Here is an 11637-nt window from a genome sequence, read left to right on the forward strand (position 1 = left end):
GTCAGAACTTGCCGGAATTGATCAGCAGATCTGTGGTGATTTTATCGGCAAGCGCGGTCATCAGCCGTTCGCTTGCGTCGCGCTTTGCTGCAAGTGTCGCGACCGGTTGCGCAGACGCAGAATATGCCGTGAACGTATTCACTGTGCCTTTGTAGACCTGTTCGTTCGAACCCAGATTGCGCAACACGTAGACGGCAGTTCCCAACACATTGTACCGCGTAATGTCGTTGGAACCGGAAATGGCGAGGCCCTTTTCTTCGACCTCGAGTGTCACACTCATGCCGTAGACGGGGGCTTGCGCGCGGCCCAACCGCTGTTCCAGCTGAGTGACCAGATTGAAGCCGTCTTGCGTGGTCGGCTCGTCAACAAGAATAGAACCGCGCAGGCCTTCTGCACTACCGCCTGTGACATAGACAGGCTCGAACCCGCACGCGGCGAGGGCTGGCAAAGCAAGAAGTAGGAAACGGCGATTAAATGACGACATTGATGATACGACCCGGCACCACGATGAGTTTCTTGGGCTCGCGACCTTCGAGAGCCTTGATGACAGCATCATGCGCCAGCGCCAGCTTTTCAACCTCTTCCTTCGAGGCTTCCGCGCTCACGTCGATTTCGCCGCGCCGTTTGCCATTGATCTGGATCGGCATGGTGATGGTATCTTGAACCAACAGGGCCTCGTCGGCGACGGGCCATGGGGCGTTGGCGATCAATCCTTCGCCGCCCAAATGGGACCAGATTTCCTCGGACAAATGCGGCGTCATAGGAGACATGAGCTGCGCCAACACTTTGACCGCCTTGCGCTTTGCGCCAGCACCAGCCTTGGATTTGGATACCGCGTTGGCGAACTCGTAGAGCTTGGCGACGGACTTATTGAACCCGAAGGTCTCGATCCCCAGCGTGACTTCGCGGATGGCTTGGGCTGTCGCGCGTTCCAGATCTAGGTCTGTATCGTCGCCGTCACCCAATTCCGCCGCCAAACGCCAGACGCGGCCAAGGAACTTCCAAGCGGCCTCAGCACCGGACGCGGTCCATTCCACGTCCCGCTCGGGCGGCGAGTCGGACAAAACGAACCACCGCGCGGTATCCGCGCCGTATTGGTCGATGATGTCGACAGGGTCGACGACGTTCTTCTTGGATTTGGACATTTTGGCGGAGGGCGTCACCTTCACAAGAAGGTTCTCCTTTCTTAGGCGCTCAATTATGCCGACGTCTTTGTCGCCATGCATAAGTACTTGCTCGCCCTCTTTGAGCATAACTATTCTCTTATTACCAAGTACCAATTCTCTTACGTCTTCCGGCAAATGATAGACCGGACGTCCATTATTATCAGCGGTCTCATAAATCTCATGGGTTACCATGCCTTGTGTAAACAACGCGTCGAACGGCTCTTCGGCGCCTTGGGGCAGATGTCCGGTATTCACCATCGCGCGGGCAAAGAACCGCGAATAGAGCAGGTGCAGGATCGCGTGTTCAATGCCGCCGATATATTGGTCGACATTCATCCAGTACTCCGCGTCCGCCATATTAGTCGGCGTGCTCGCGTGGGGCGAGGTGAAGCGGGCGAAATACCATGACGAGTCCACGAACGTGTCCATCGTGTCGGTTTCGCGCTTGGCGGCTTTGCCGCAAGACGGGCAGGGCGTGTCGCGCCATGTCGGATGGCGGTCGAGCGGGTTGCCGGGGATGTCAAAGGTGACATCATCTGGCAACTCAATCGGCAGATTTTCTTTCTTCTCCGGCACTACGCCGCAGTCGTCGCAATGGACAACAGGGATCGGGCAGCCCCAATAACGTTGGCGGGACAGGCCCCAATCGCGTAGACGATACTGAGTAACGCCTTTGCCCCAACCGGCGGTTTCGACAAAATCAATGGTGGCGTTCACAGCTTCTTCGCCCGTGGCCACATCGAGACCCGCAAAATGGTTGACCCATTTCACCTTCTCGGTTTTCAGCGGCACGAAGGCTTCGGTCTCAACAGGTTTCGCATCATCCAAGTCAAAGAACGTATCGATCACTGGCAAGTCATACTTGCGGCAGAAGTCCAAATCACGCTGGTCATGCGCAGGGCAGGCGAAAATCGCGCCCGTGCCGTAATCCATCAAAATGAAGTTCGCGACCCAAACCGGCAACTCCCAATCGGGGTTCAGCGGGTGCTTCACCTTTATACCAGTGTCAAAACCCAGCTTCTCGCCAGTTTCCAGCGCTTCCGCCGTGGTGCCACCCTTGCGGCATTCTGCAATAAAGGCGGCGGCTTCGGGATTCGCGGCCTCCAGTTCCTTAGCAAGCGGGTGATCCGGGGAAATGCCTACAAAGCTCGCGCCCATCAACGTGTCAGGACGAGTCGTATAAACTTCAATCGCATCGCCACCGTCTGTGCGCTCAAACCCGAACTGCAAGCCGCGAGACTTACCGATCCAGTTCGCCTGCATCAGCTTCACTTTGTCGGGCCAGTTGTCGAGTCCATCCAGCGCAGCAAGTAGTTCCTCGGACCAATCGCTGATCTTGAAGAACCATTGCGTCAACTCGCGCCGCTCCACCAGTGCATCGGAGCGCCAGCCTTTGCCGTCAATCACCTGCTCGTTGGCCAGAACGGTCATATCGACCGGATCCCAGTTCACAGTCGCATTCTTACGGTAGACCAAGCCCTTTTGCATGAAATCGAGGAACAGCGCCTGCTGCTGGCCGTAGTATTCCGGATCGCATGTGGCGAATTCGCGGGTCCAGTCTATCGACAAGCCCAGCGGTTTCATCTGGTCGCGCATTGCGGCGATGTTGCTGTAAGTCCATTCCTTGGGGTGGCCGCCGATCGCCATTGCGGCGTTCTCCGCAGGCATCCCGAAGGCGTCCCAGCCCATAGGGTGCAACACTGAAAAACCGCAAGACGACTTATAACGCGCGATCACGTCACCCATCGTATAGTTGCGCACATGCCCGATGTGGATGCGGCCTGACGGGTAAGGGAACATCTCCAAGACGTAGTATTTCTCGCGGGATTCATCACGGGTGGCGAGGAAGGTCTGGGCGTCATCCCAAGCTTTTTGCCATTTGGGTTCGACTGTGCGGGCGTTGTAGCGGGACATCTGGTCTTCCTAAGATACGAAAAGCGCCGGGCGATGAGGCCCGGCGCATGTAATAGGGGTGCAACTGGACTTGGTCCAGAGGCTAGAGTTTGCCGTCAGCAATGCGAAGCTGGCGGGCGCGAGTCAGGATCGCATCCTCGACAGCGCGCGCGGTTTGCGTTGAAACAGCGCTGCCACCAGCGCCTTGCAGCGACACGCGGAGCGAGCGGGCATCAAGCGCAGGATCAGTGATATAGACAGTCGCACGATACGCGCGGCCACCGCCTTGCGGGCGCCCGTAGCCAAGCGCGATGGTGCCCGTGAACGGGTCGGCTGCTTCCACTGGCATGAAATTCAACACGTCCAATGATGCTTTCCACAGATATTTGTTCACCTTCAATGTGACGTTGGGGTCATCATTGTTGACAAACAAATCGGACAACCGGCTGCCTTTTTTGACGGCATTAGCGCGCGCCGCGCTGTCGTAATCGCGGGAGAAGCCGTTGGCATCATTCTCGCGACGCTCGTTCTTTCCTTTGCCGAAGATGCCGCTACCGCCACATGCTGACAGCGACAGAACTAGGGCGCAGGTTGTGGTCCATTTAAGGAAACGGGTGCTCACCATGAATAAATGCTCTCGGCCTGTTGTTTTCCCTGTCATATCGGAGGCAGCGTGGTGGAACAAGAAAGAATACCTAAACACATGTCCAAGCCGAAAATGGGACTGTGGCGCAGTTGCATCAATTTGAGCGGTAAACCTTTACATCGGGCGAGGCGGCTTGAATTGAGGGGCCGTCCGTAAGAAACAGGCTGGGACTCAGTTCGGATTCCCTGAATTGAGGTGCACCTAATAGTATTTAACTCTCGAGGGAAAACGATGAAAAAAGTTCTCTTCGCATCCACTGCATTGGTCGCCTTTGGTGGCGCAGCAGTTGCTGATGTCGCCCTGTCCGGCCGCGCCGAAATGGGTATCTTCACACAGAACACCGCATTCAGCGGCGGCACCAACACTGGCGCTCAGTTCTTCACCGATATCGACGTGACATTCACCATGTCCGGCGAAACCGACAATGGCCTGACCTTCGGTGCGTCCGTTGATCTGGACGAAGGTGGCGCAAACGGTACCGTAACTAACGCTGGCGTTCCAATCCCAGGTGTTGCTTCGGTAAACGGCGCTACTGGCAACAACTCTGACGACGGCGGCGCAACGATCTTCATCTCCGGCGGCTTCGGCACCGTGACGATGGGTGACACCGACGGCGCTCTGGACTGGGCACTGACTGAAGCTGGCAACGTGGGCAACCCAGGTTCCTTGGCTGATGACGAAACCACACACGCTGGCTACCTTGGTGCATACCTTGACGGTGCTAACGACGGTCAAATCCTGCGTTGGGATTACACCTCGGGTGCCTTCGGTGTTGCAATCTCCTTGGAAGACGACAACGGCTCCAAGGCTGTTAACACAGGCATCGGTTACGCTATCGGTTTCAAATACGCTCTGGACCTGTCCGGCACGACTGTTAACTTCGGTATCGGTCACCAGCGCGCAGCTGATGCAGCTGGCGTAACACCAGACGCGAAAGCAACCGGTGTGTCCGTGTCCGCAACATTCGCAAACGGCCTGTCCGCTGGCGTAACTTACACCGACATGTCCAACCTGCCAGTAGACAAGCACTACTCCATCGGTCTGGGCTACACGACTGGCGCGTTCTCCGTACACGCCAACTACGGTAAGTTCGACGGCGTTGCAGCTGGCGCAGAAGCAAAAGGCTTCGGTCTTGCAGCAGCTTACGACCTTGGCGGCGGTGCGGTTGTGCACTTCGGCTACGGTTCGGGCAAATCTTCGACTGCCGCTCCGACTGCAAAATCCATGTCCTTGGGTCTGGGCCTGAGCTTCTAAGCTCACCCTACAAGCGACTGATTATAGAAGGCGGGCCATTTGGCCCGCCTTTTTTCGTCCACAATGCTGTTGCAAAAAAGCGCCTAATCCGCCTCTATTGTTTCTGGAGGCTTCAACCGCGCCTCATTTTCTTTTAGTTAAGTTCAGGAAATACACGTGCCGAATCTTTGGCACATTAACTCAAGAGGCATATTGTCATGAAAAAGATCCTGATCGCATCCACCGCGCTGGTTTCCACTGCTGGTTTGGCTGCTGCTGATGTCGCCCTGTCCGGCCGTGCCGAAATGGGTATTTACCAGTACAACGCTGCATTCGGCGGCCCAAACAACGGTGGCCCACAGTTCTTCACCGATATCGACGTGACATTCACCATGTCCGGCGAAACCGACAACGGCCTGACCTTCGGTGCGTCCGTTGATCTGGACGAAGGTGGCGCAAACGGTACCGTAACTAACGCTGGCGTTCCAATCCCAGGTGTTGCTTCGGTAAACGGCGCTACTGGCAACAACTCTGACGACGGCGGCGCAACGATCTTCATCTCCGGCGGCTTCGGCACCGTGACGATGGGTGACACCGACGGCGCTCTGGACTGGGCACTGACTGAAGCTGGCAACGTGGGCAACCCAGGTTCCTTGGCTGACGACGAAACCACACACGCTGGCTACCTTGGTGCATACCTTGACGGTGCTAACGACGGTCAAATCCTGCGTTGGGATTACACCTCGGGTGCATTCGGTGTTGCAATCTCCTTGGAAGACGACAACGGCTCCAAGGCTGTTAACACAGGCATCGGCTACGCTATCGGTTTCAAATACGCTCTGGACCTGTCCGGCACGACTGTTAACTTCGGTATCGGTCACCAGCGCGCAGCTGATGCAGCTGGCGTAACACCAGACGCGAAAGCAACCGGTGTGTCCGTGTCCGCAACATTCGCAAACGGCCTGTCCGCTGGCGTAACTTACACCGACATGTCCAACCTGCCAGTAGACAAGCACTACTCCATCGGTCTGGGCTACACGACTGGCGCGTTCTCCGTGCACGCCAACTACGGTAAGTTCGACGGCGTTGCAGCTGGCGCAGAAGCAAAAGGCTTCGGTCTTGCAGCAGCTTACGACCTTGGCGGCGGTGCAGTTGTGCACTTCGGCTACGGTTCGGGCAAAACTTCGACTGCCGCTCCGACTGCAAAATCGGCATCGCTGGGTCTGGGCCTGAGCTTCTAAGCTCACCCAAACTTACAGAATTAGAGAGAGCGGGCTTCGGCCCGCTCTTTTCTTTTGTGAAGGTCTATGTTGGAAAAGGGTGAGCAAAACCGCAGGAGCCGCCGATGTCGCTAACAGATATAAAGAACCGTATCGCAGCGGCGGAAACACGCTTCGGGCGTGCCGAAGGCAGCATCAGCTTGATCGCAGTCTCCAAGGTTCAACCGAATGATCGCGTCGAGTCCGTCCTCAAGGAAGGACACCGGATATTTGGCGAAAACCGCGTGCAAGAAGCCGCTGGGAAGTGGCCAGAGTTTCGCAACACCTATGATGGGATCGAGCTTCACTTACTGGGGCCGCTCCAAACAAATAAGACGCGGCAAGCGATGGAGTTGTTCGACTATTTCCACACCCTCGACCGGCTGAAGCTGGCGAAGCGCATCGCCGCTATGCGGGACGAGCTGGGACGCTGTCCCAAGTTGTTCATTCAGGTGAATACTGGCAATGAAGCCCAGAAGGCAGGTGTTTCACCTGAAGAAACAGACAGCTTTGTTGAAGAATGTCGGGCGCTGGACCTTCCAGTGATTGGTTTAATGTGCATCCCACCGGTCGACGAGGAGCCGTCCGCGCATTTTGCGCTTCTGAGTGGCTTGGCGGAGCGCAATGGATTGGCGGAACTCAGCATGGGGATGAGCAGCGACTTCGAGTGCGCAATAGAGCAAGGCGCGACCTTCGTGCGCGTGGGGTCGGCGATCTTTGGCGAGCGTGTCGCACCTAAGGCTTGACGATCATACGGCAGCCAAAGGCGATCCGCTGCGCTATCCAAAGCAAATCCACTGCCGAAAACGCCACGCACCCTTCGGTAGGGTGCCGCGGTTTGCGCCAGCGGTGAATGAAGATCGCAGAACCTTTGCCAGGAACCGATACGGGGTAGTTCCAGTCGGTCAGAAATACCAAGTCGTACAGAGCGTCAGCCCGACGCAGGCGTTCATGGCTGGCGGAATATGGCGCACGAACCATTTGATTATAAGACGGATCAGTCGGATCGTCAGACCATAAATCCATTGGCCCAATCGGCGTAGCCCACGGAACTGGAGGTTGCAGTCGGTCGGGGCGATACAACATCCCCACAATCCGGTGGCTGCCGACAGGCGTCGCTCCGTCACCTTCACGCTTGTCTCCTGAAATGCCACCTTTGCCGATACTGCACGGAAAATTCCGGCCCATAAACCGGGTACCCCATCGCGTCACCACGAGGTTTGTAGGGCTCACAGCAAATGCCCCGATTTCGCCGCCTTGGTGGCGAGGTAGGCGGTGTTGTGGCGGGTTTCACCAACCTTTAGAGGGACTCGCTCGACGACCTCCAATCCGTTGGCTGCCAGCATTGCGAGTTTAGCCGGGTTATTTGTCAGCAATCTTACCTTGCTGAAACCCATGGACTTAAGAATGCCTGCGCCAATCCGGAAATCGCGCTCGTCGTCTTCAAAGCCGAGCCTGTGATTGGCTTCAACAGTGTCGAAGCCCTGATCTTGCAAGGAGTAGGCGCGCATTTTGTTTGCGAGCCCGATCCCGCGGCCTTCTTGGTTGAGGTAGAGCAACACGCCTTGACCCTCAGATCCCATTTGCGCCAAAGCGCCACGCAGTTGAGGTCCGCAATCGCACTTTAGCGACCCAAGTAGATCGCCAGTAAAACATGCTGAGTGTAGCCTGGTCAGAACAGGCTCAGACCGCGAGGGCATGCCAATTTCGATTGCGTAGTGCTCTTCTCCGCCATCCTCAGGGCGAAAAACATGCAGGCGCCCAGCTTCACTAACCTCAAGAGGTAGCCGCGCGCTGACCAACGGGTGCAAGGGGCTGACAGTCGCAGAGACGCGAGCCAAGGCATCGGCATCAAGCAAGGTGAGACTGTGTAGCGCCGCGTACTCCAACGGCGATTCCAGATGGGCGACTATAACGGCGGGCAGCAAGCGCGCGTCTTTCGCGAGTTGAATGGCAAGACGTGCGTCATCGGCGTTTCCGTCGCGCAATGTCTGAAGCGGCCCCTTCATTGGTGCGTTCAAGTCGTCCGCGGGATCGGCAATCGCCGCAATCCAGTCCACCGGTGCATCGGATGGCACAACGATCCGCGCAAGGTCAGTGTCATAGGCGCGGGCTTTCAAAGTGCGGGCGCGCCAGTCGGTAATGGCGAGGGCCAGAGGCATTCCCGCGATTTGCAAAGCCTTCAATCGCTTGTCGCTCAGCGTTTCAGCCGCAAGGATAAGAGACGACCCGATGATGACAGGAACGCCCATCCGTAGATCGGCACGGGCGCGGGCCGTCAGCTCAATTATGTCAGGTGCGAGTGTCATAGGCTCGATCTTGTAACAAAGTCAGCCCACTTCTACGCCAAAAGAATGAAAGTTGAAACAAAACACCCCGATTGCGACACGAGGCTGTGAATAACGGCGGCGTGAGTTGTTTCCTTTGCTGACAGGCCACATCTTGTTCCTAACAACAAAGGATATTGAACGATGGCAACACTGAAGAAAATCCTGCTGGTAGACGATGATGAGGACCTGCGCGAAGCGCTGTCCGAGCAATTGATCATGACCGAAGATTTCGACGTGTTCGAGGCAGGTAACGGCGCCGACGCGATGCAGAAAGCGAAAGAAGCGATCTACGACCTTGTGGTTCTTGATGTCGGCTTGCCGGATACCGACGGGCGCGAACTCTGCCGGTTGATGCGTAAACAGGGTGTGAAATGCCCCGTGTTGATGCTGACAGGGCATGACAGTGATGCAGATACCATTCTGGGTCTTGATGCCGGTGCAAATGACTATGTGTCTAAACCGTTCAAGTTTCCGGTGCTTTTGGCCCGCATTCGCGCTCAGTTACGTCAGCACGAGCAGTCCGAAGATGCGGTGTTCCAACTCGGGCCTTACACTTTCAAACCTGCGATGAAGATGCTGATCACTGAGGACGAAAAGAAAATCCGTCTCACTGAAAAAGAGACGAATATTCTGAAGTTTCTCTACCGCTCGACCGATGGCGTAGTGGCGCGTGATGTGCTGTTGCACGAGGTTTGGGGCTATAACGCGGGTGTGACGACGCATACTTTGGAGACGCATATCTACCGCTTGCGTCAAAAAATAGAACCAGACCCGTCAAATGCGCGCCTTCTTGTGACCGAATCTGGTGGTTATAAATTGAATTCATGAGGTTTGACCTCGGTCAAAGTTCCCCTGACCGCAACGGGGTTATGTTGCGGTATTCTCCCTGTTGGACTGGCCCGGGCAAACGCCCGGGCATTTTTTTTGCTCAGATGAGATGCTGTTATAATGCCTTTGGCAGACGAAGGCGCAGCATCCCGTATAGCGCCAACCCTACGCATACTATGGCGCCGAAGACGTAAGGAACACGCAGCGCCGTTTCACGGCCCAGAGAGCTCTCCAATGACGATACCAGCAAACCCGCGAACAGGGCGCCCAGCGGAATCGAACCCCACCCGAAGAAGCGGTAAATCGAATTGACGCGCCCGAGCAGGGCATCTGGAATGATGCGCTGACGCAAGGAAACCGTGACGACATTCCAAACGATCCCGCTGAACATTTCCAGAAATAGGGCAAGCCCCGCCAGCCATGGATTCGATGTTACCGTCAGCAGGATGAACGGGATTGGAAATAGTATCAGCGCCCCGAAAACGCAGATCTGCGCTCCAAACCGACTGACCAGCTTAGGACCAAACATCCCGCCTAAGACCCCGCCAGCAGCGCCCGCTGTAAGCAACAACCCGTGACCCGCAGCGTCGAGGCCCATGATTTCTTGTGACAACAGCACCAGCATCGTAGCGCTCATCATGATCACGAAGTTCAATACTCCAAGCATCAGCGCAAGCCGAAGGATAAGCGGCTGCCCAAGCATCCAAACGACGCCTTCCCTCATTTGTAGCCAGAAGCCGGAAGCCTGCTGAACCCGAACATACGGCAACATCGCGATTTGCCACACCAGAAAGGCTGCAATGCCGAACGTCGCGGCATCCAAAAGAAACGGGGCAGGGACCGCGAGGGCGATCAGCAAGCCCGCGACAGGCGGACCAACGAATTGACCCATAATCTGCTCAACGCTCCAGAGCTGGCCGTTGGCTCTCTCCAGGTCACACTTCTCGACTACAGACGGCAGGGCTGTTTGCGCGGCGTTGTCTCGTAAAACCTCGGCGCTTCCCAGCAAGAACGCAGCAGCGCATAGCCCTGTGATCAACGACGTCATTTGCACGGCACCATCGTAAAGAGGCAATGTGGGGGCAGACAGGATCAAGCCGATGACGCCCATGGTTAGAACCATGCGCAAGATATCAGCACCGACCATCAAGCGCTGACGGTTCATTCGGTCGGTGATCACGCCTGCGGGTAACGAGAACAACAGCCACGGAAGCCTTGTGGCAGCGGCAACAGCGGAAATTAAGAACGGATCCCGGGTAATCAAAGTGGCGAGCCATGGAAACGCCAAGGCTGATATTCCGTCACCAAGATTGGAGACGGCGGTCGCCGAAAACAGCAATCGGAAATTTCGATTGGTGGCAATTAGCGACATTGGATGTTTCCTTGTGGTGCTGGCGCGAGCGTCGGACTAATCTGAAATGAAGTCAAACCGGAGAAGCGCCATGTCATTCACCCTCGCCACTTGGAACATCAACTCGGTTCGTTTGCGTGAAGAGTTGGTGCTGAGGCTACTCCGCGAAGAAGCGCCGGATGTGTTGTGCTTGCAAGAATGCAAAAGCCCGGTGGACAAGATCCCTCTCGAAGGGCTGCACGCAATTGGCTACCATCATATGGTTGCGCGTGGTCAGAAGGGGTATAATGGCGTCGCGATCATCTCGCGACTACCGATTGTTGAGACTGCGGCGGAGGACTACGCCTCGCTTGGTCATGCCCGTCATGTCGCTGCGCGGCTGGAGAATGGGGTGACTATTCACAATCATTACGTCCCCGCCGGTGGTGACGTACCCGACCGCGAAGTAAACGATAAATTCGGCCAGAAGCTCGATTATCTAAGCGAATTGCGTGATGCGTTCCATGCGGAGAAGCCCGCCAAGTCCATCCTCGTGGGTGATCTGAATATCGCACCTCGTGAGGATGACGTGTGGTCCCATAAGCAATTGCTGAAGGTTGTCAGCCACACGCCGGTCGAGGTCGAGCAATTCAACGAAGTGATGGACGCAGGGGGGTGGTCTGATGTGACACGCAACGACATTCCCGAAGGTCAGCTTTATTCCTGGTGGTCTTATCGCGCTAAAGACTGGGATGCCGCTGACAAAGGGCGCCGTTTGGATCACGTTTGGGCGACCTCAGACATCGCGTCCGCAGGCCACTCGTCGCGGGTGGTTCGTCATGTGCGTGGCTGGGAAAAGCCTTCCGACCATGCGCCGGTATTTGCGACATTTGATCTTTGACCAAAGAGCGCACATATACAGGGCAACTGAGCTTAAACACCGAGGACAAAA

General features: G+C 56.3%; 11 protein-coding genes. 5 read left to right on the forward strand and 6 right to left on the reverse strand.

The window, feature by feature from the left end:
* Nucleotide 1: 1 nt before the first annotated feature.
* From lptE to BUB72_RS15420, 3 genes are all read right to left on the reverse strand, one after another.
* Nucleotides 2–484 carry an LPS assembly lipoprotein LptE gene (gene lptE / locus BUB72_RS15410; protein WP_073145582.1) on the reverse strand — a complete coding sequence of 161 codons (483 nt, stop codon included), beginning with the start codon at nt 482–484 and terminating at the stop codon, nt 2–4.
* A complete protein-coding gene (gene leuS / locus BUB72_RS15415; protein ID WP_073145584.1) occupies nt 471–3080 on the reverse strand; it encodes a leucine--tRNA ligase in 2610 nt (869 codons plus the stop codon). Before leuS ends, lptE begins: the two co-directional genes overlap by 14 nt.
* A gap of 82 nt (nt 3081–3162) precedes the next feature.
* Nucleotides 3163–3684, reverse strand: coding sequence for a DUF3576 domain-containing protein (locus tag BUB72_RS15420; protein WP_073145586.1), 522 nt, complete (start codon nt 3682–3684; stop codon nt 3163–3165).
* A 252-nt stretch (nt 3685–3936) separates the two neighbouring features.
* Between BUB72_RS15420 and BUB72_RS15425 the strand changes: the two genes are divergently transcribed.
* The 3 genes from BUB72_RS15425 to BUB72_RS15435 all read left to right on the forward strand — a co-directional run bounded on the left by BUB72_RS15425 (nt 3937) and on the right by BUB72_RS15435 (nt 6943).
* Nucleotides 3937–4959 carry a porin gene (locus BUB72_RS15425; RefSeq protein WP_073145588.1) on the forward strand — a complete coding sequence of 341 codons (1023 nt, stop codon included), beginning with the start codon at nt 3937–3939 and terminating at the stop codon, nt 4957–4959.
* A 197-nt stretch (nt 4960–5156) separates the two neighbouring features.
* The gene (locus BUB72_RS15430; protein WP_073145590.1) at nt 5157–6179 is read left to right on the forward strand and encodes a porin; all 1023 of its coding nucleotides are present in this window, start codon (nt 5157–5159) and stop codon (nt 6177–6179) included.
* Between the two features lie 104 nt (nt 6180–6283).
* Nucleotides 6284–6943, forward strand: a complete 660-nt coding sequence (locus BUB72_RS15435; RefSeq protein WP_073145592.1) for a YggS family pyridoxal phosphate-dependent enzyme — start codon at nt 6284–6286, stop codon at nt 6941–6943.
* Here BUB72_RS15435 and BUB72_RS15440 read toward each other — a convergent pair.
* Together BUB72_RS15440 and ribA are read right to left on the reverse strand one after the other, a co-directional pair.
* Nucleotides 6933–7430, reverse strand: coding sequence for a L,D-transpeptidase family protein (locus BUB72_RS15440; protein ID WP_073145595.1), 498 nt, complete (start codon nt 7428–7430; stop codon nt 6933–6935). The two genes, BUB72_RS15435 and BUB72_RS15440, sit on opposite strands and share 11 nt — an antisense overlap.
* Nucleotides 7427–8506 (reverse strand): GTP cyclohydrolase II, encoded by a 1080-nt coding sequence (gene ribA, locus BUB72_RS15445; RefSeq protein WP_073145598.1) that lies wholly within the window; start codon nt 8504–8506, stop codon nt 7427–7429. The genes BUB72_RS15440 and ribA overlap by 4 nt, the downstream gene beginning before the upstream one ends.
* 162 nt (nt 8507–8668) lie before the next feature.
* Here ribA and BUB72_RS15450 point away from each other — a divergent pair, with 162 nt between their 5' ends.
* A complete protein-coding gene (locus BUB72_RS15450; protein WP_073145600.1) occupies nt 8669–9355 on the forward strand; it encodes a response regulator transcription factor in 687 nt (228 codons plus the stop codon).
* 115 nt (nt 9356–9470) lie between these two features.
* On the opposite strand, the gene BUB72_RS15455 is transcribed toward BUB72_RS15450, so the two are convergent.
* Nucleotides 9471–10727: an MFS transporter gene (locus tag BUB72_RS15455; protein WP_073145602.1), complete on the reverse strand. Its 1257-nt coding sequence runs from the start codon at nt 10725–10727 to the stop codon at nt 9471–9473.
* 70 nt (nt 10728–10797) lie between these two features.
* On the opposite strand from BUB72_RS15455, the gene BUB72_RS15460 reads away from it, so the two are divergent.
* The gene (locus BUB72_RS15460; RefSeq protein ID WP_073145605.1) at nt 10798–11586 is read left to right on the forward strand and encodes an exodeoxyribonuclease III; all 789 of its coding nucleotides are present in this window, start codon (nt 10798–10800) and stop codon (nt 11584–11586) included.
* Nucleotides 11587–11637: the final 51 nt, after the last annotated feature.

Source organism: Litoreibacter ascidiaceicola (genome assembly GCF_900129235.1).
In the GTDB taxonomy this organism is placed as follows: domain Bacteria; phylum Pseudomonadota; class Alphaproteobacteria; order Rhodobacterales; family Rhodobacteraceae; genus Litoreibacter; species Litoreibacter ascidiaceicola.

Coding starts and splice junctions, on each gene's coding strand:
- ribA (WP_073145598.1), bottom strand. CDS start 8,506: ATGACACTCGCACCTGACATAATTGAGCTGACGGCCCGCGCCCGTGCC.
- BUB72_RS15450 (WP_073145600.1), top strand. CDS start 8,669: ATGGCAACACTGAAGAAAATCCTGCTGGTAGACGATGATGAGGACCTG.
- BUB72_RS15430 (WP_073145590.1), top strand. CDS start 5,157: ATGAAAAAGATCCTGATCGCATCCACCGCGCTGGTTTCCACTGCTGGT.
- BUB72_RS15420 (WP_073145586.1), bottom strand. CDS start 3,684: ATGGTGAGCACCCGTTTCCTTAAATGGACCACAACCTGCGCCCTAGTT.
- lptE (WP_073145582.1), bottom strand. CDS start 484: ATGTCGTCATTTAATCGCCGTTTCCTACTTCTTGCTTTGCCAGCCCTC.
- BUB72_RS15460 (WP_073145605.1), top strand. CDS start 10,798: ATGTCATTCACCCTCGCCACTTGGAACATCAACTCGGTTCGTTTGCGT.
- BUB72_RS15425 (WP_073145588.1), top strand. CDS start 3,937: ATGAAAAAAGTTCTCTTCGCATCCACTGCATTGGTCGCCTTTGGTGGC.
- leuS (WP_073145584.1), bottom strand. CDS start 3,080: ATGTCCCGCTACAACGCCCGCACAGTCGAACCCAAATGGCAAAAAGCT.
- BUB72_RS15455 (WP_073145602.1), bottom strand. CDS start 10,727: ATGTCGCTAATTGCCACCAATCGAAATTTCCGATTGCTGTTTTCGGCG.
- BUB72_RS15435 (WP_073145592.1), top strand. CDS start 6,284: ATGTCGCTAACAGATATAAAGAACCGTATCGCAGCGGCGGAAACACGC.